Source organism: Massilia paldalensis (assembly GCF_044901715.1).
GTDB classification, from domain to species: domain Bacteria; phylum Pseudomonadota; class Gammaproteobacteria; order Burkholderiales; family Burkholderiaceae_D; genus Telluria; species Telluria paldalensis.
In genome coordinates this window covers 128,113-146,573 of sequence record NZ_JBJCIU010000001.1, presented here as the reverse complement: position 1 = coordinate 146,573, position 18,461 = coordinate 128,113, and the positions used below count along the sequence as shown (strand labels likewise).

Below are 18,461 nucleotides of genomic sequence, written 5' to 3'. Positions count from 1 at the left end.
GAAGCCAGGGAATGCGCATTAGCCTCTTCGTACGATGCCTGCTGGCGGCTGCGCTGGTGGTTAACACGGCGGCGCACGCCCGGCAGGAAATGGCGGCCGGTAGCCTGGCCGAGGCCCAGGCCCGCGCGCGCGAAGCCGAGGCGCGCGCGGCGATCGCCGAGGCCGAACGGGCCGAGCTGCTGGCCCGCCTGCCGCCGTCGACGTCGAAGGCGCTGGCCGGCACCAGCAATGTGGGCGATATGGGCGCGGCTGGCCTCGTCCGCGCCTTCGACCTGGCGCAGCAGCTGGCGGCCGAGGTCTGCGCCGTGCTGCCGGCCGAGCGTCCCGCGGTGCTGTACGATCCCGCCGCCACCCAGGGCATGCTGGCCGCGCGCCTCCTCGACGACGCCATCGCCCGCCTGGATGCCAACCTCGTCCGGCAGAACGAGGAATTGCAGGCCTTCATCGATGCCCGCCTGCCGCGGGCCACGCAGGCGGGCGCCGCCGTGTTCACCGTACTGACCGTCGTCCCCGCCACGCTGAAGGCGGCGGCCGACGTGGCGGGCCTGTTCAAGACCAATGTGGCGGCCGCAGGCCTGGCCTACGGCGACGGCGCCCGCGCCCTGTTCGCGACCATGCTGCAACGCACGTGCCCGGCACGCATCGGCGGCCTGGGCAGCGGCTATCTCGGCGAACTGGACCGGGCACGCTACGACGCCCTGCTGACGCGCGTGCGGCGGCTGGGGAGCACGCGCGGCGAATTCGCCGGCCGCGTCGCCATCGTGCAGCAGCTCGCGGACGGCGCCAAGGGCGACGAGAAGAAGACGCTGGCGGCCGTAGGCGCCGCCGCCGGCGCGGTCCTGAAAAGCGTCGACGCCTTCATCGAGTCGCTGCGGGCCGGCGAAGCGGGCGACCGGAGCCCGCTGTACAACGCGGCGCGCTACCTGGGCTATGCGGCGCGGACGGACGCCATGCTGGTGCTGGACGTCGACCTGCGCCTGGAGGGATTGAGCATCGTGAAGGACGGCCTCTTCACGGGCCAGCGCGTGCGCCTGTCCGGCGTCGCCTTCCTGTGGTACCGGCTGCACGCGCCGGACGGCACGGTGCTGCGCGCCGACGCCCTGCGCCGCATCGGCCGGCCGGTCGAAGTGGACCTGCGCGGCAATGCCGTCGGCGACGATTTCTGGAACGGGCGCTGACCCGCTCCGTTCTCGTCACCGTTCCAGTTTCCTGACCGTCTGCTCGATCGCGCCGAAGATCGACTTGCCCTTCTCGTCCAGCATCTCGATGCGGATCGTGTCGCCGAACCGCATATAGGCCGTCACGGGCTCCCCGGTCTCGATCGTCTCCAGGCTGCGCTGCTCGGCGATGCACGAGTAACCGCGCGACGCATCGCGGTTCGACACGGTGCCCGAGCCGACGATCGAACCGGCCCGCACGTTGCGGGTCTTGCACAGGTGGGCGACCAGCTGCGCGAAATTGAAGACCATGTCGGTGCCCGCATCCGGCTGGCCGACCAGGCGGCCGTTCCAGGTCGAGCGCAGCGGCAGGTGTACCTTGCCGTCGCGCCAGGCCTCGCCCAGTTCGTCCGGCGTCACGGCCACCGGCGAGAAGGCCGTCGCCGGCTTCGATTGCAGGAAGCCGAAGCCTTTCGCCAGTTCCGGCGGGATCAGGTTGCGCAGCGAGACGTCGTTGGCCAGCATGACGAGGCGCACCTGGCGCAGCGCCTCGTCGGGCGTGGCGCCCATTGCGACGTCGCCCGTGACGACCGCCACTTCCGATTCGAAGTCGATGCCCCACTCCTCGTGCGCAAGCACGATGTCGTCCATGGGGCCGAGCAGGTCGTCGCTGCCGCCCTGAACCATCAGCGGCTCTTCCCAGAAGGACGCCGGCATGTCGGCGCCGCGCGCGCGGCGCACCAGTTCCACGTGGTTGACGTAGGCGGAGCCGTCGGCCCACTGGAAGGCGCGCGGCAGCGGCGCCATGCAGCGCGCCGGGTCGAAGTCGAACGGACGGCGCGCGCGGCCGGCGTTCAATTCAGCGTACAGCGCCTCGAGCTGCGGGGCGATGAAGGCCCAGTCGTCGAGCGCGGCCTGCAGCGTGGGCGCGATGCCGTCCGCGATGTGGGCGGTCTTGAGGTCGCGCGCCACGACGGCCAGCTGGCCGTCGCGCGCACCGTCGTTGAGGGTGGCTAGCTTCATGGCGGAAATCGGACAATCGATCCGCCATTGTACCCGGCCGCCCGGGAGGTCAGAACGTTCCCAGGATGCCGATGCCGGCCGAGTTCTGGTAGTAGTCGTAGTCGATCATGCTCTGGCCGTAGCCGGAGAAGTACTGGACGTAGCCCTTGAAGTGGCCGGCCAGCGGGAACGCCCAGCTCAGCTGCACGGCGCCCTTCTCGGTCGAGAAGTTACGGCGGATCAGGGCGGAATAATCGTGGCCGTTGTTGCGGTAGGTGACGTTCAGGTCGCCGCGCCCCATGTAGTCGATGATGTTCGGGTTGTTGTCGTCGTCGGCGGCTTCGTTGATGCGCTTCCAGACGCGGCCGCTCACGGTCCAGCCGCCCCGCTCCAGGCCGAGCTGCGCATACACGCGGTTCCAGCTGCGCGACAACGTCGACGCCTGTCCGTTCGATTGGTGCACGATACCCAGGTTAAGGAAGCGCGCCCGCATGCCGAGTACATTGAAGTCGAGCGGCGTCACGGCCATGAGCTCGGGCTGGTAATTGGTCTCGCGGAAGGGGCTCGACGCCTTGCGGTTGCCGGCCTGCCAGAAGCTGTTCTGCGTGTAGCCGAACCAGATATCGACCGGCTTGCCGAAGGTGCTTTCGACCAGCTTGGTCTTGAAGCTCAGCTGGAACACGAGTTCGGAATGCGACAAATCGGTGGCCAGGTCGGAAATGTCGCGGAACGGCCGGTACGGTTCGTTGTTCGGATGCGCCGTGCGCGTCACCATGAGGTAATTGACGTTGTGCGGGCGGAAATTGAAGATGCCGCGCTTGTCGCCCTGGTCCAGTTCCCAGTGGTCGGACAGGCTGAAGCCGCGCAGGCGGTCCGGGGACAAATCGAGAGCGGCCTCGACTTCCGGATCGGTACGCGCGGCGGCCGAACCCGGCTGCGGCGTGGTCGATGCCTGCGTGGCGCTGCCGGCCGTGGCGGCGACGGCGCTGGGCGTGACGCCGGCCACGCCGGCCGGCGCGGCCTGGACGGCCGGCACGTTGGCGCTCGGGCCGCCCTGGCCTACGCCGGCGGCGCGGTCGTAGCAGGCCAGGCGCTGGACCGCGTCCGCGATGCCGGTACAGGCGGCCAGCGGCGCCGCGCCCTGTTGGGCAAAAGCGGGGTTCAGGACGAGAAGGGGGAGAAGCGCAAGGAGTCGGGTGTGGGTCGCGGACATGGTTTCTTAGAAGTTGATCTAGGTCTTGTGCAACTTTGACAAGAGCTGGACGAGAGTGTCGCGGAAAATCGTGGCGCATGTCGCACGCCAATGGAGTGGCTGCGGCGCCGTGGCACGGCGGGAGGGAAGACGGCACGGCGGCCGCAAGACGCGGTCATGCATTGTGCTTATGCAGTGCGCTCATGCAGTGCGCTCGTTCAGTGCGCTCATGCAGTGCGCTCGTTCAGTGCGCTCATGCAGTGTGGTCTGAAGCAGGGTCTTGAAGTGCGGCCTGGAGCTAGCCTGAAGTTACGCCCTTGAAGCGCGGTCTCGTGACACCGTGCTCCGGTGCCGTCCTGCAGCGCCGTCCTGGGCCATCGCGAGGCGCGGCCGCATGGCGCGGCCGCTGGATGAGAAACGGAGGAGGAAACCGGCGGGTGGCGACGTCAGCCCGGGACCAGCAGGTCCAGCTGGGCCGGCTCCAGGAAGCACCACTCGCCTTCCTTCAGGCCCAGCGCTTCCAGCGTCAGGCCGCCGACCTGGGAACGGTGCAGCGCCGCACAATGGTTGCCGGCCGCCGCCAGCATGCGCTTGACCTGGTGGTACTTGCCCTGTTCCAGCACGATCTCGAGCTGGTGCTCGCCGCGCTGCACGCAATGCAGGGCCGCCAATGGCGCCGGCTCATCGTGCAATTGCACGCCCGCCAGCAGCTCGTCGACCAGCGCCTGGGTTACGGGCTCCTGCGTCGTCGCCTGGTAGACCTTGGGAATGTGGCGCTTGGGCGAGGACTGGGCGTGGATGAAGGGGCCGTCGTCCGACATCAGCAGCAGCCCCGTCGTGTCGTGGTCGAGCCGGCCGACAGGCTGGACTTCGCGCCAAGTAAATTGTTCCGGCAACAGGGTCAGGACGCCCGGGTGGTGGCTCGGCTTGCGCGAGCACTCGAAGTTTGCCGGTTTGTACAAGGCGATATACACGTGTTCGCGGTAGACCCATTCTTCGTCGAAGACGGTCAGGACCAGGCCATCGGTCTCCACCAGGGTCTTGTAGCTCGTCTGGACTTCGCCGTCGATGGCGACGTCGCCGTCTTCGATCAAGGCACGGCAGTACTTGCGCGTGCCAAAGCCCTGTGATTGCAGCACGCGGTCAAGGGAAAGTTTGCTCATAGGCGCCACTGTAACAGATGGCTGCAGCCCGGCAAAATTCCAACACCGTATTTACGAGATGCGCGAAACTCGGCGTTTCAATTCGGAGCAAGAACTCGTTTGACACACCTCAAGGGACACGAAAAAGCCATTGCTACACTGAATCCCGCGTTAGGAATCGACCTACATCTACTGAGTGTAGGACTACCAACCGAGACTCTGTAGGACTGACGCCGACGATTATCAACCGAAACGAGGCCAACGTGCAGATCGAAAAAAAACAATACCGCAACATCCCCCTTGCGCCGGCGGCCACAAGCCGCAACGCGCAAGTGGCGTGGGAACATGCCGCGCTCTTCCCCACCCGCCTGGCGCTGGCGCGCTGGACCCGCGGCGGCGACATTCCCCATGTATTCGCCGCCGAAAACAAGCCCTTGCGCGCTGCCTGGTTCGACCATGCGCAGCGCGCGCTCCAATCGTGGTTCGAGGATGGCGGCTTTCACCAGGCACTGCCGGAACTGCGGCGCTGTCCCCTGCACGAGGGCGACGATCCGACCTTCGTCTGTCCCTTGCCACGCTGAACGCCGTCCACAAATGAAAACGACGGCTTGCGCCGTCGTTTCCGTCCCACGGGGGGATACCAGCTCGAGGAATGGCGTTCTCTCTAAACCGCACGCATGCGGGTCTGTCACCGTTCGACATGGCATGAACCGGATTCCTGCCGACTTCGAACCGATCACACACCAACTATAGTCGACGGCACGCGAGTTTCAAGGCAAATATCGAAACCGCTCAATATTCCACCAGCACTCAACGCAAGGCAGGTACTGCGCCCTTGTAGATGGAGTGCACGGCGCCGGCGCCGACCGAGGCACCGAATTTCTTGAGCACGCGTTCCGGCAAGCCTTCGTGCGCCGTGTAGTCGATGATGTCCTCGGCCTTGACCACGTCGCGGGCGACCGTGTCGACGGTGCCGAAACCATCCGCCAGGCCCATCTCCACGGCCCGCGCGCCCGTCCAGTACAGGCCCGAGAAGATCTCCGGCGTTTCCTTCAGGCGCTTGCCGCGGCCGGCACGCACGACGGCGATGAATTGCTGGTGGATTTCGCTCAGCATCGACAAGGCGTGCTGCTTCTGCTTGTCCGTCTGGGGGCTGAACGGATCGAGGAAGCCCTTGTTCTCGCCGGCCGTCAGCAGGCGGCGCTCGACGCCGAGCTTGTCCATCAGGCCCGTGAAGCCGAAGCCATCCATCAAGACGCCGACCGAGCCGACGATGCTCGCCTTGTTGACGAAGATTTTGTCGGCCGCCGCCGCGATGTAGTAACCGCCCGAGGCGCAGATCTCGTCCACGACCACGTACAGGGGCTTGTTCGGGTACAGCTTCTTCATGCGCAACATCTCGTCCACGATCATGCCGGCCTGGACCGGGCTGCCGCCCGGGCTGTCGATGCGCAGGATGACGGCCGCCGAGCCGGGGTCGGCAAAAGCCTTGTCCAGCGACGGGATCACGCTGTCGGCGGAGCCGCTGCCTTCCGTGTCGATGGCGCCGTCGATCTCGATCAGGGCCGTATGGCGGCCCATCGCGTCGGCGTCCGTGCCACTGAAGTTGAAGTCGAAATATGCCCAGATCGCGAAGAATGCGAGCACGAGGAACGAGATTTTGAAGAAGATGCTCCAGCGCCGGGCGGCCCGCTGCTCGCGCACGGTGGCGAACACGAGGCGCTCGAGGGTCTCCCGTTCCCAGTTGTCGAAGGTGGCCGGTGCCGCAGCGCGGAGCTGCTCGCCCTGAGGGTCGTGCCTGGTGTCGTCGCTCATAAATCCCTGGTGATGTTTAGCCTGTTTGCCCATCCTGGGCGGCCGGCGCCTCGATATGCTGGTCCGGCTGCCAGTACACGCGCGCGCCCTCCTCGTGGACGGCGATCGGGCGCAGCTTGCCGCCCCGGCATGGGCCACCGGCGCAGGCGCCCGTCTCCGGCGCATAGATCGCCCCGTGCGTCGAACACATCAGGTGCGTCTTGCCGGATTCGAAGAACTCGCCCTTGAACCAGTCCAGCTCGACCGGGACATGGGCGCAGCGGTTCAGGTAGGCATAGACCTTTCCCTCGTAACGCACCGCGAACCCGGTCGCATCTGCACCGAACGCGCGGACCGCGAAGCGCACGCCCTTGCCGCCGTCCTCGAGGTCGGCCGCTTCGCATACATAGATGCCGGTGCCGCTCATGCGTTCTCGACCAGCCACTGGTGGAGTTCGGGCACGCTCTTTGCGGTAAAGATCGGCTCACATGCCTGCAGTTGCTGCAAGGGATGGGCACCGTACTCGACCGCGATGCCGGACGCGCCCGCATTGTTGGCCATCAGCAAGTCATGCGTCGTGTCGCCGATCATAACGGTGCGGCGCATGTCCTGGCCCAGCTCTCTTGTCAATTCTTGCAACATTGCCGGGTGTGGCTTGGAAAATGTCTCGTCGGCACAACGGGTGGCGTCGAACATCGACAGGAGCCCGGCCGCGTTCAGCGCACGGTTCAGGCCGACGCGGCTCTTGCCCGTCGCCACGGCCAGGAAATAGCCCTGCTGCGACAAATCCTCGAGCATGGCGTGCACGCCCTTGAACAACACCAGTTCGTGGTCCTTCGTCAGGAAATGGTAGCGATAGCGCTCTATCATGCGCGGATACAGCGCCGGATCGAGGTTGGGCACGACCGCCTGCATGGCTTCGGACATGCCCAGCCCGATCACGTGGGACGCGGCTGCATCGCTGGGAACCGCCAGGCCCAGGTCGCGGGCGGCGGACTGGATACATTTGACGATCGTGGCGGTACTGTCCATCAACGTACCGTCCCAATCGAAGACGATCAGGTCGAATAACTTTCTTGCCATGTCTCCCGGCACACGCCGGCTCCTCGTTCCCGCCTGTGCGGCGATGCATTATTGAATAGGTTGTCCCAAGCTTACCAAGAATCGCTCGCATTCCGGCGGCAGCGGTGCCTGCAAGGTCAGCGGCTGGCCCGATTCCGGGTGGGCGAACGTGATCTGCCAGGCGTGCAGGAACATGCGGCGCAGCGCCCCACGCTCGTCGTTTGCCTTCTGAAGCTGCTTGTTGAGCGCGAAATCGCCGTATTTCTCGTCACCCGCGATGGGGAAGCCGGAGGACGCCAGGTGCACGCGGATCTGGTGCGTGCGGCCCGTCTTGAGCTCGGCCTCGAGCAGGGCGAATTCCTTCCACTTGCGTTTCAGGTTGAAGATCGTGTGCGCCTCCTGGCCGCCTTCCGGGACGACGACGACGCGCTTCTCGCCTTCCGCCGTGTTGTACTTGTGCAGGCGCAGGCGCACGTGCTGGCGCGCATTCTTCCAGTCGCCGGCCACCAGGGCGAAATAGCGCTTGTCCGTCGTGCCGTCGCGCATCTGGTCGTGCAGGTTCGTCAGGGCCGAGCGCTTTTTCGCGATCAGCAGCAGGCCGGACGTCTCGCGGTCCAGGCGGTGCACCAGTTCCAGGAACTTGGCGTCCGGGCGGGCGGCGCGCAATTGCTCGATGACGCCGTAGGACACGCCGGAGCCGCCGTGCACGGCCACGCCGGCCGGCTTGTCGATGACGAGCAGGTGGCTGTCCTCGTGCACGACGTGGAATTCCGTGCCCGGCACGGGGGCCGGGCCGGCCGGGCGCTCGGCCATGCGGATCGGCGGGATGCGCACGAGGTCGCCCTCGACCAGGCGGTACAGTTGATCGATGCGGCCTTTGTTCACGCGCACTTCGCCGGAACGCAGGATGCGGTAAATATGGCTTTTGGGGACGCCTTTACAAACACGCAACAGGTAGTTATCGATACGCTGTCCGGCGTCTTCTTCGGCGATTGTGACAAACTGGGCGGCTGCTGCGGGGCGGTGATCCGTCTGCGATGAAGGGGGAACGACATCGTTTTGCAAGGCCGTTCGCTTTGTCTTGCCAGAAATTCTCTCTAAGTCCTTCATTTTGAATATATAATCGACAGGCGGCGGTCAAACCTCTGCAGGTGTAAGAATTAAAACGATATTTTACACAGGGGCGTCTCCATCGGCCTCGCCAAAATGCAAATTCGATGGAAAAAAGCGGAATCGCAAGAAGCCTTCGCGAGCGGCGGCCGGATCGGCCTGAAAGCGCTGTCATGCTGGTAGCAGGACAGGCTTCACCAGCCCGTAAGGCAAAGCGCAGCTAGGTTTTGCGCGGTTCCAGAACGTGTATGCACATTTCTGTGCCGGCCAGGGTTGCACCGCTGTTGCAATCGGGTTGCGCACAGGACTGCAGGATTGGATTGTTTGGATTTATCAGGATAAGTACCGGCAAGCCGGCGTAATGGCACCTCAGGTGTCCGACAAGCTGGCTTGCCGGGTGATGGCGTCGATAACGCTTGTCGTTTTCGCCCGACCGATGCAGGAGTCTCTGAAGCCGTTGCGAGCGGCACGTGGTGGGATACATGAGTTCGGGGAATGCGGCTGCCATGCAGCGAGCACGGCGCACGAGTGCGCGCTCCGCAACAAGCGTCTCCGCCACCATGCAGGAAGCAGGTTGCAGAGATTTCGCAGACGGCATGCGACGGTATGTGGAACCAAGGCTGACAATCGCCTGGCCGCTGCCGCCTCATCCTTCTGCTGCAGGTCAGGCTCTTTGCCGCACCTTCCCCACGGTCTGCGTGCCGCCCCGATCGGGCCACGGGATCTTGCCGGGACGTTCATGCGCGCGACAATCAGGTTCGATGCCATCGGCGCCCTTGTGGCCGGCCCAGCCGTGCCATGCCCCGGGCATACCCCCGCCAACACTCCTTCCCCGCGTACATCCCTGTACCTGCGCCGTCCTGCAAAGGATGGCAATGACACGGCCCACGGGTCGCGGAGTTAATAAAAATGAAACGTATGTTGTTTAACGCTACGCAGCAAGAAGAGCTGCGCGTAGCGATTGTCGACGGCCAGAAACTGATCGACATCGATATCGAAACCGCTGGCCGCGAGCAGCGCAAATCGAATATCTACAAAGGCGTCATCACCCGCATCGAACCCTCCCTCGAAGCCTGCTTCGTCAGCTACGGCGAAGACCGCCACGGCTTCCTCCCCTTCAAGGAAGTTGCCCGCTCTTATTTCCGCGACGGCGTCGACGTGCGCAACTGCACCATCAAGGAAGCCCTGCGCGAAGGCCAGGAAATCATGGTCCAGGTCGAGAAGGAAGAACGCGGCAACAAGGGCGCCGCCCTGACCTCGTTCATCTCGCTGGCCGGCCGCTACCTGGTCCTGATGCCGAACAACCCGCGCGGCGGCGGCGTATCGCGCCGCGTCGAAGGCGAGGAACGCCAGGAGCTGCGCGAGACGATGGACAAGCTGGACCTGCCGCAAGGCATGTCGGTCATCGCCCGCACCGCCGGCATCGGCCGCAACGTCGAAGAGCTGCAGTGGGACCTGAACTACCTGATGCAGCTGTGGCGCGCGATCGAAGGCGCCGGCAAGTCGGCCCCGGGTCCGTTCCTGATCTACCAGGAATCCTCGCTCGTCATCCGCGCGATCCGCGACTACTACCAGCCCGATATCGGCGAGATCCTGATCGATACGGACGAGATCTACGACCAGGCGCACCAGTTCATGAGCCACGTGATGCCCGACATGGTGCACCGCGTGAAGCGCTACAGCGACGACGTGCCCCTGTTCTCGCGCTTCCAGATCGAACACCAGATCGAGACCGCCTACTCGCGCACCGTGCCGCTGCCGTCGGGCGGCGCCATCGTCATCGACCACACGGAAGCCCTGGTCTCCATCGACGTCAACTCGGCCCGCGCCACGCGCGGCTCGGACATCGAGACCACCGCCTTCAACACCAACTGCGAAGCCGCTGACGAAGTGGCGCGCCAGCTGCGCCTGCGCGACCTGGGCGGCCTGATCGTCATCGACTTCATCGACATGGAAGTCGCCAAGAACCAGCGCGAAGTCGAACAGCGCCTGAAGGATGCCCTGCACCACGACCGTGCGCGCGTCCAGATGGGCAAGATCTCGCGCTTCGGCCTGATGGAACTGTCGCGCCAGCGCCTGCGTCCGTCGCTGTCGGAAGGCTCGCACGTGACCTGCCCGCGCTGCTCGGGCACCGGCCACATCCGCGATACGGAATCGTCCGCCCTGCAGGTGCTGCGCATCATCCAGGAAGAGGCGATGAAGGAAAACTCGGCCACCATCCACGTCCAGGTGCCCGTCGACGTCGCCGCCTTCCTGCTGAACGAAAAGCGCGGCGAGATCCTCAAGATCGAGAACCGCCACCGCATCACCGTGATCCTGGTGCCGAACAAGCACCTGGAGACCCCGCACTACAAGCTCGAGCGCATCAAGCACGACGACCCGCGCCTGGAAGACGCCGGCGCCAGCTACACGCTGGCCGAGACGGCCGAGACCGACATGGCGTTCTCCAAGCGCCAGAAGGAAGAAGCCAAGCCGCGCCAGGAAGCCGTCGTCAAGACCATCACCCCGGCCCAGCCGGCGCCGATGGTCGACCGCAGCGAAGCGGCCAAGCCGCAGGCCGCCGCACCGGCAGCCGCGCCGGCCCCGGCCCCGCTGCCGCCGGCCGAGGAAGGCTTCTTCGCCAAGCTGCGCAACTTCTTCTTCGGCCGCCCGTCCGTCGCCCCGGCGCCGGCACCGGCCGCGGCACCTGCCGCGCCGGCCGCACCGGCACCCGCCGCCGAGCGCGGCGAGCGCAACGGCCGTGGCCAGCGTCCGCGCAATGGCCGTAACGCCGCCGGCAACGGCAATGCAGGCGGCAAACAGCGTGCCGAACGCGAGGACCGCGACCAGCTCGCCAAGGGCGTGACGACGGAGGAAGGCGCCAAGCCGGCCGACCTCGAGACCAAGCCGGCCCGCCCGCCGCGCGAGAAGCGTCCGCCGCGCGAAGCCCGCGAGCCGCGTGAACAAGCCGTCGAGGGCGCCGCACCGGCTGCCCGCGCCGAGCGTGGCGAACGCGCCGAGCGTGGCGAGCGCCCGGAACGCGCCGAACGTCCGGAACGCGCGCCGCGCCAGCCGCGCGAGCGTGCCGAACGCGGCGAGCGCACCGAACGCGCCCAGGCCGTGGAAGCCAAGGCCGAGGAACTGGACATCGTCCAGGCCACCTCCGCGACGACGATCACCGTGGCCGCCACGGGCCCGAACGGTGAGCAGGAAATCATCCGCGAGCAAGTCGTGAAGTCGGTGACGGCGATCGGCGTGCCGGGCGAGGAGCTGGACGACGCCCAGGGCGACGAGCCGCGCCGCCGCCGCCGTCGTGGTGGCCGCAACCGCAACCGCCGCGACCGCGACCAGGTCGAGGGCATGGAGCAGGATGGCATCGAAGGCGAAGCGACCCCGGTGTTCACCCCGGTCGCCGACGAAGAAGCCGCCAAGGTGCAGGCCGAAGCCAGGGCCGCCCGCGCCAAAGCGGAAGGCAAGCCGGCCAAGGCTGCTGCCGACAAGGGTCCGTGGCCGTTCCCGACCAGCGAATCGGTGAAGGCTGCCGCCGTCAAGGCCGCCGCCCAGCAAGCCGCTGCCGAACAGGCAGCCGCCGAGCAGGCCGCGGCCGCCAGGGCCAAGGCCGCGCAGGCTGCTGCCCCCGCTTCGGCTATGGCGCCGACGCCGGCCCCGGCCGCCGCCAAGGGTCCGTGGCCGTTCCCGACCTCGCAATCGGTGGCCGCCGCCGTGGCGCATGCCAGCGCCGCCCAGGCACCGGTCGAGACGACGCCGGTACCGGCTCCGGCTCCTGCCGTCGCCGCCGCGCCGGTTGCCGAGGCCACCCCGGTCGCCGCGCCGGCGCCCGTCGCCAAGCCGGTCGAGCCCGCAGCATCGGCACCGGCACCGGCTCCGGTACCCGCATCCGTTCCGGCACCGGCTCCCGCTGCCGCACCGGCCGACATGAGCGACGTGCTGGCCGCCGCCGGCCTGCAACTGGCGTCGACCGACCCGGAAAAGCTGCGCGCCGCCCAGGAAGCCGCCGCCGCCCAGGCGGAAGCGCCGGCCCGTCCGCGCCGCACCCGCAAGCCGGCCCCGCCGCCGGTGGACGAACCGCTGATCCAGGTGGATACGCGCCAGTAATCCTGCGTTGACGAGGCAGTGATGCAAAAAGGGGAAGCCGCGGCTTCCCCTTTTTCATGGTCCGTCGCGCCAGGCTCAGGCGATACCTTCGAACACCAGCGAGCGGTGCGCCCCGATGCCGGCCAGCGCCCCATCGGCGATCGCCAGCGACAGGCTCGCCATCATGCGCGCCGCATCGCCGCAGGCGAACACACCCGGCACCGTGGTCATCTTGACGTCGTCGGTCTGGATGAAGGGGCCCATCGGACCGTCGGCCGTGGCGCAGCCGAGCCGGGCCACCAGCGGATCCTGGTCGATGCGGGGGGCCACGAACAGGCCGTCGAGCGCGACCGTGCGGCCGTCGCCCAACCGTACCGATGCCTTGTCGCCGAACACTTCCGCCACTGGCGCGTCTTCCACCGTAACATTGCGCGCCGCCAGTTGCTCCAGTTGCTGAGCAGTCGGCGCCAGCATGCCGTTCGTGAACAGTACCGTGCTGGATGCCCATTCCGGGACCAGGAAGGCGTGGTGCAGCGACAATTCCCCCGCCGCCAGCACGCCCAGCCGCCCGAGCCCGAATTCATAGCCGTGGCAATACGGGCAGGCGGCGACGGTATCGCCCCAGCGCTCGGCCAGGCCCGGGACGTCGGGCAAGCGATCGCTCACACCGGTCGCCAGGATCAGGCGCCGCCCGCGGAACACGGCGCCGCCCTGGGTGCGCACGATGAAGGCGTCGGCGTCGGCGTCGCGCGCGGCCTCGGCGATCCGGCCTTCGCGCCACGACAGGTCCGGGTAGGCGCTCAGCTGCGCCCTGGCTTCGGCGTGGATCGCGTCCGGACTGCGGCCGTCCTGCCCCAACAGGCCGTGCGAGACACGGGCGAAGCGATTGCGCCGGCGGCCGGCATCGATCACGAGGACCTTGCGGCGCGCCCGCACCAGCTGCAGGGCGGCGGCCATGCCGGCATAGCTGCCGCCGGCGACGATGACGTCATACATGGGTTTCTCCTTTCAAAAAGACGAACGCTGCCCGCCGGCAGGCACGCATGCACTGGCCAGAAAACGCGTCGTCGGAATGCCGGCGCCAGGCGCCGGCGTGTCAGTGGGGATTAGCCGGGCATAGCGGCCGCTCCTGCAGTCGGCGATGGAAGTCGGCGCTCAGCTGCGCCAGCGTGACCTCGCCCAGGCGTGCCAGCAGCAGCGCCTCGGCGGCCCGGAACGCGTCGTCCATGGCGGCGTTCACGGCTTCCTCGACCAGGCAGCCGGGCGCCTCGGTGCGGTTGCCCAGCGCGAGGATCGTGGGCGCGCCCAGCGCCTCGTAGACGTCGCGCAGCGTCACCCGCGCCAGGTCGCACGACAATTGCCAGCCGCCGCCATGGCCTTTTTCCGATTGCACGAAGCCCTGCTCGCGCAGGCCGGCCAGGATGCGGCGGATGACGACGGGATTGGTCTGCATCATGGCGGCCAGCGTGTCCGACGTCATCGGACCCGGGCTCTCGGCCATGTGCAGGAGGACGTGCAGGACGCCAGAAAGTTTGCTGTCTCGTTTCATGTAACTTATATTATTACATGAGTCGACGCGGCGCAAGCTGACAGGCGGCAATGCGGCGACCAGCGGAGTACCGCCTTGGCATACTGGGCCTTTTACCCACCAAGAATGGATGCGACGATGAATGGAAAGAAGAAGATCAGCCTCGGCCTGCAGGGCGGCGGCTCCTACGGCGCATTCGCCTGGGGCGTGCTCGACCGTCTGCTGGAAGATGGCCGCCTCGACATCGAGGCGATCGGCGCTTCCAGCGCCGGCGCCATCAATGCCGTCGTGCTGGCCGACGGGTACGCGCTTGGCGGCGGCCTGGACGGCGCGCGACGCAGCCTCGACAAGTTCTGGACCACGCTGGGCCGCGCCGCCCTGATGAGCCCGATGCGCCCCACGCCGCTGGACGCGTTCAAGGGCCGCGGCAGCATCGAGAGCTCGCCCGGCTACCTGATGCTGCAGCTGGCCAGCGCCACGCTGTCCCCGGGCGTGCTCAATCCCCTCAACATCAATCCGCTGGAGACGCTGCTGGCGAGCCTGGTCGATTTCGAGCGTGTGCGCGCGAGCGAACTGGCCCTGTTCATCTCCGCCACGAACCTGCGTACGGGCCGCGGGCGCAATTTCCGCCGCGAGGAACTGACGGTGCGCCACGTCATGGCCTCGGCCTGCCTGCCGCAGGTATTCGCCCCCGTGACGATCGACGGAGAGGCGTACTGGGACGGCAGCTTCGTCGGCAATCCGCCGCTCTCTCCACTGGTCGACGAAGTGACGGCACGCGACCTGCTGCTGATCATGAACAATCCGATCGCGCGCAGCGACCTGCCGCTCAGCATGGCCGACGTGCACAACCGCGCCAACGAGATCGCCTTCAACATCGCCCTCGTGCGCGAGGTCAGCGCGATCCAGCACATGGCCGCGGCGGTGGACGAGGAAACGGGCGCGCGCGTGCACATGGGCGGCGTGCGCCTGCACGCGATCAGCGCCATGGCGGTGCTGCGCGACCTGAGCATCTCCAGCAAGTTCAACGTGGACATGGGGTTCATCCTGCAGCTGAAGGCACAGGGACGGACCGCGGCCGAGCGCTGGCTGCGCGAGGACTTCGACGGCGTCGGCATCGCTTCGACCTTCGACCCGACCCACGTCTATGTGCCGGAAACCTTGTAAGCCCGCCAAGGCGGCGCCGCCGCTGGCGTGTTTGCGCGACAGAATCATCGCTGCGCGGCCGCGGGAAGGGGCCGATCCCAGCGCCGGCGGCGCCCTTCTGCTATCGTAGCGGAATGTCCGAGAAAATCATCATGATGGCCGATGCCCGCTCCCCGGCAATGGCCATCCCACCCACCCTTGAAGCGCCGAACGGCCTGCTCGCCGACGCGCTCGGACGGCCGCTGCACGACCTGCGCATCTCCGTCACCGACCGTTGCAACTTCCGCTGCGTGTATTGCATGCCGAAGGAAGTGTTCGACAAGAATTACGCCTACCTGCCCCACTCCTCGCTGCTGAGCTTCGAGGAAATCACGCGGGTGGCCGCGCTGTTCGTCGCCCACGGCGTGGAAAAGATCCGCCTGACGGGCGGCGAACCCCTGTTGCGCAAGGACCTGGAGCGCCTCGTGGCCCAGCTGCGCGCGCTGGACACGCCGTCCGGCCGTCCGCTCGACCTGACGCTCACGACCAACGGCTCGCTGCTGGCGCGCAAGGCGCGCACGCTCAAGGACGCGGGCCTGGACCGCGTCACCGTCTCGCTCGACGCGATCGACGACACCGTGTTCCGGCGCATGAACGACGTCGATTTTTCCGTGGCCGACGTCCTGGAGGGTATCGACGCCGCCCATGCCGCCGGCCTGGGACCGATCAAGGTCAACATGGTGGTCAAGGGCGGCATGAACGACGACCAGATCCTGCCGATGGCGCGCCACTTCAAGGGCTCGCCCTACATCCTGCGCTTCATCGAGTACATGGACGTGGGCGCCTCGAACGGCTGGAACATGGACGAAGTGGTGCCGTCCGGCGAGGTGGTGCGGCGCATCTCGGCCGAGATGCCGCTCGAAGCCATCGACCCCAACTATGCCGGCGAGACGGCCGCGCGCTGGCGCTACGTCGATGGCGGCGGCGAGGTCGGCATGATCTCCAGCGTCACCCAGGCGTTCTGCCAGGACTGCTCGCGCATCCGCCTGTCGACCGAGGGCAAGCTGTACACCTGCCTGTTCGCCACCCGCGGCCACGACCTGCGCGCCCTGCTGCGCGAGGGACGCGACGACGCCGAACTGTCGTCCGCCATCGCCCACATGTGGCGCGCGCGCGCCGACCGCTATTCGGAGACCCGCACCATCAATACCGAGGGGCTCGTCGCGGGCCGCGAAGCGCGCAAGATCGAGATGTCCTATATTGGCGGATGAATGCGCGGCCGATGATGCGCGGCGGCCGATGTGCAGCGGATCGATGTGCAGCGCATCGATGTGCAGCGGATAATAGGCGCCTGATAACCAGCAGCGGATAAAGAATGAACAAAGAATCGATCGGCGGCCTGGTCCTTGCGGGCGGCCGCGGCACGCGCATGGGCAACGTCGACAAGGGCCTGCAGGCCTTCGGCGGCTCGACCATGGCTGCGCACGTGCTGGCGCGCCTGGCGCCGCAGGTGGCGCGCACCGCCATCAATGCCAACCGCAACCTCGATGCCTACGCGGCGCTGGGCGTGCCCGTGTGGCCGGACGACACGCCGGGCTTCGCCGGTCCGCTGGCGGGGCTGCAGGCGGGCCTGCGCCGCTGCGGCACCGACTACCTGCTCACCGCCCCGTGCGACTCGCCGTTCCTGCCGTCCGACCTGGCCGCGCGCCTGGCCGCCGGCCTGGAGGCGCAAGGCGCCGACCTCGCCGTCGCCGTCACGCACGAGGACGGGCAGCGCCAGGTGCATCCCGTGTTCGCGCTGATGAAGACGTCGCTGGAACCCGTGCTGAGCGCCTACCTGGACGGCGGCGGACGGCGCATGGACGGCTGGTACCCGCAGGTCAGGGTGGCCGAAGTCGTGTTCGAGGATGCCGCGGCCTTCCGCAACATCAATACCCGCGACGAACTGGACCGGCTCGATCCCGCCCATCCGCCGACCCTGGCGGAAGTGGCGAGCTGCCTGTCGTCCTACGACCCCGATGCCCTGCCCGTGCGCGATGCCCAGCGCATCATCCGCGACTTCGTCACGCCCCTGCGCGCAGTGGAACACGTGGCCCTGCGCGCCGCGCTGGGGCGTGTGCTGGCCGAGGATGTCATCTCGCCGATCGACGTGCCGGCCCACGACAACTCGGCCATGGACGGCTATGCGCTGCGCGGCGCCGACCTGCTGGCGGATGCGCCCACGCGGCTGCGCGTGGTCGGCACCACCTATGCCGGCCGCGCCTTCGACGGCGTCCCCCAGGCGGGCGAATGCGTGCGCATCATGACGGGCGGCATGATGCCGCAGGGCTGCGACAGCGTCGTGCCGCAGGAATTCGCGACGGCCGAGGGCGACCGGATCGTGCTGGCGCCGGGCACGATCCGCGCCGGCGACAACCGCCGCCTGGCCGGCGAAGACCTCCGGCGCGGCAGTGCCGCGCTGGCGCGCGGACGCATCGTGCGCCCGGCCGACCTGGGCCTGCTGGCCTCCCTCGGGGTGGCCGAGGTGCCCGTGCGGCGGCGCCTGCGCGTCGCCTTCTTCTCCACCGGCGACGAACTGCGCTCGATCGGCCAGCCGTTGGGCGAGGGCTGCGTCTACGACAGCAACCGCTACACCATCCACGGCATGCTGCAGCGCCTGGGCTGCGACCTGATCGACATGGGCGTCGTGCGCGACGACCCGCAGGCGCTGGAACAGGCCCTGCGCGACGCCTGCGAGAGTGCCGACGCCATCATCACCTCGGGCGGCGTCTCGGTCGGCGCGGCCGACTACACGCGCGACATCATGGCGCGCCTGGGCGACGTCACGTTCTGGAAGATCGGCATGCGTCCTGGCCGCCCGCTGGCCTTCGGCCGCATCGGATCGCACGGCCGCAGCGCCTTCCTGTTCGGCCTGCCGGGCAACCCGGTCGCCGTGATGGTCTCGTTCTACTTCTTCGCCCGCGACGCGCTGCTGCGCATGATGGGCGCGGATGCCCCACTGGTCCCCGTTAAGGCGCGGGTGGCGGCCCCCATCCGCAAGAAGCCGGGCCGCACCGAATACCAGCGCGGCATCCTGGCCCAGGGCCCCGACGGCCTGCCCGAGGTCCGCATCACGGGCGCGCAGGGATCGGGCATCCTGCGGTCGATGTCGGAGGCGAACTGCATGGTGGTGCTGCATGACGAGCAAGGCAACGTGCAGGCCGGCGATCTCGTGGATGTCATTCTGTTCGACGGTCTGATCTGATCTACCGCCATCGCCGGTGTCCGGCGCGGGA

15 protein-coding genes are annotated in these 18,461 nt (G+C 67.5%); 6 read left to right on the top strand and 9 right to left on the bottom strand.

The features are described from left to right. Positions 1 to 11: 11 nt before the first annotated feature. Positions 12 to 1,178 carry a hypothetical protein gene (locus ACI1V7_RS00645; RefSeq protein WP_404529864.1) on the top strand — a complete coding sequence of 389 codons (1,167 nt, stop codon included), beginning with the start codon at positions 12 to 14 and terminating at the stop codon, positions 1,176 to 1,178. A gap of 15 nt (positions 1,179 to 1,193) precedes the next feature. Here the strand turns inward: ACI1V7_RS00645 and ACI1V7_RS00640 are convergent, their stop codons facing one another. The 3 genes from ACI1V7_RS00640 to ACI1V7_RS00630 form a co-directional block, all read right to left on the bottom strand. Further along, the gene (locus tag ACI1V7_RS00640) at positions 1,194 to 2,180 is read right to left on the bottom strand and encodes a fumarylacetoacetate hydrolase family protein (RefSeq protein ID WP_404529863.1); all 987 of its coding nucleotides are present in this window, start codon (positions 2,178 to 2,180) and stop codon (positions 1,194 to 1,196) included. 49 nt (positions 2,181 to 2,229) lie between these two features. Beyond that, positions 2,230 to 3,372 (bottom strand): phospholipase A, encoded by a 1,143-nt coding sequence (locus tag ACI1V7_RS00635; protein ID WP_404529862.1) that lies wholly within the window; start codon positions 3,370 to 3,372, stop codon positions 2,230 to 2,232. Between the two features lie 425 nt (positions 3,373 to 3,797). Next, a complete protein-coding gene (locus tag ACI1V7_RS00630; RefSeq protein ID WP_404529861.1) occupies positions 3,798 to 4,514 on the bottom strand; it encodes a pseudouridine synthase in 717 nt (238 codons plus the stop codon). A gap of 242 nt (positions 4,515 to 4,756) precedes the next feature. Between ACI1V7_RS00630 and ACI1V7_RS00625 the strand changes: the two genes are divergently transcribed. Then, entirely contained in the window at positions 4,757 to 5,074 is a 318-nt protein-coding gene (locus ACI1V7_RS00625) for a hypothetical protein (RefSeq protein ID WP_404529860.1), read from the top strand. A gap of 229 nt (positions 5,075 to 5,303) precedes the next feature. On the opposite strand, the gene ACI1V7_RS00620 is transcribed toward ACI1V7_RS00625, so the two are convergent. From ACI1V7_RS00620 to ACI1V7_RS00605, 4 genes are read right to left on the bottom strand one after another with little or no spacing between them, the layout of a single operon-like run. Next, positions 5,304 to 6,308 carry a S49 family peptidase gene (locus ACI1V7_RS00620; protein ID WP_404529859.1) on the bottom strand — a complete coding sequence of 335 codons (1,005 nt, stop codon included), beginning with the start codon at positions 6,306 to 6,308 and terminating at the stop codon, positions 5,304 to 5,306. Positions 6,309 to 6,324: 16 nt separating this feature from the next. Then, on the bottom strand, positions 6,325 to 6,714 hold the full coding sequence (locus tag ACI1V7_RS00615) for a Rieske (2Fe-2S) protein (RefSeq protein WP_404529858.1): 390 nt from the start codon (positions 6,712 to 6,714) through the stop codon (positions 6,325 to 6,327). After that, positions 6,711 to 7,370 (bottom strand): HAD-IIIA family hydrolase, encoded by a 660-nt coding sequence (locus ACI1V7_RS00610; protein ID WP_404531515.1) that lies wholly within the window; start codon positions 7,368 to 7,370, stop codon positions 6,711 to 6,713. Before ACI1V7_RS00610 ends, ACI1V7_RS00615 begins: the two co-directional genes overlap by 4 nt. A 48-nt stretch (positions 7,371 to 7,418) precedes the next feature. Then, positions 7,419 to 8,459: an RluA family pseudouridine synthase gene (locus ACI1V7_RS00605; protein WP_404529857.1), complete on the bottom strand. Its 1,041-nt coding sequence runs from the start codon at positions 8,457 to 8,459 to the stop codon at positions 7,419 to 7,421. Positions 8,460 to 9,368: 909 nt separating this feature from the next. On the opposite strand from ACI1V7_RS00605, the gene ACI1V7_RS00600 reads away from it, so the two are divergent. Further along, entirely contained in the window at positions 9,369 to 12,554 is a 3,186-nt protein-coding gene (locus tag ACI1V7_RS00600) for an Rne/Rng family ribonuclease (RefSeq protein WP_404529856.1), read from the top strand. 75 nt (positions 12,555 to 12,629) lie between these two features. On the opposite strand, the gene ACI1V7_RS00595 is transcribed toward ACI1V7_RS00600, so the two are convergent. Together ACI1V7_RS00595 and ACI1V7_RS00590 are read right to left on the bottom strand one after the other, a co-directional pair. Further along, a complete protein-coding gene (locus ACI1V7_RS00595; RefSeq protein ID WP_404529855.1) occupies positions 12,630 to 13,529 on the bottom strand; it encodes an NAD(P)/FAD-dependent oxidoreductase in 900 nt (299 codons plus the stop codon). A 100-nt stretch (positions 13,530 to 13,629) separates the two neighbouring features. Further along, the gene (locus tag ACI1V7_RS00590) at positions 13,630 to 14,082 is read right to left on the bottom strand and encodes an Rrf2 family transcriptional regulator (protein WP_404529854.1); all 453 of its coding nucleotides are present in this window, start codon (positions 14,080 to 14,082) and stop codon (positions 13,630 to 13,632) included. A gap of 117 nt (positions 14,083 to 14,199) precedes the next feature. On the opposite strand from ACI1V7_RS00590, the gene ACI1V7_RS00585 reads away from it, so the two are divergent. The 3 genes from ACI1V7_RS00585 to moeA all read left to right on the top strand — a co-directional run bounded on the left by ACI1V7_RS00585 (position 14,200) and on the right by moeA (position 18,430). Then, complete coding sequence (locus tag ACI1V7_RS00585; RefSeq protein WP_404529853.1) at positions 14,200 to 15,228, top strand: patatin-like phospholipase family protein; 1,029 nt, start codon at positions 14,200 to 14,202, stop codon at positions 15,226 to 15,228. Between the two features lie 113 nt (positions 15,229 to 15,341). Continuing rightward, entirely contained in the window at positions 15,342 to 16,457 is a 1,116-nt protein-coding gene (moaA, locus tag ACI1V7_RS00580; RefSeq protein ID WP_404529852.1) for a GTP 3',8-cyclase MoaA, read from the top strand. Between the two features lie 104 nt (positions 16,458 to 16,561). After that, positions 16,562 to 18,430 (top strand): molybdopterin molybdotransferase MoeA, encoded by a 1,869-nt coding sequence (moeA, locus tag ACI1V7_RS00575; RefSeq protein WP_404529851.1) that lies wholly within the window; start codon positions 16,562 to 16,564, stop codon positions 18,428 to 18,430. Positions 18,431 to 18,461 lie beyond the last annotated feature (31 nt).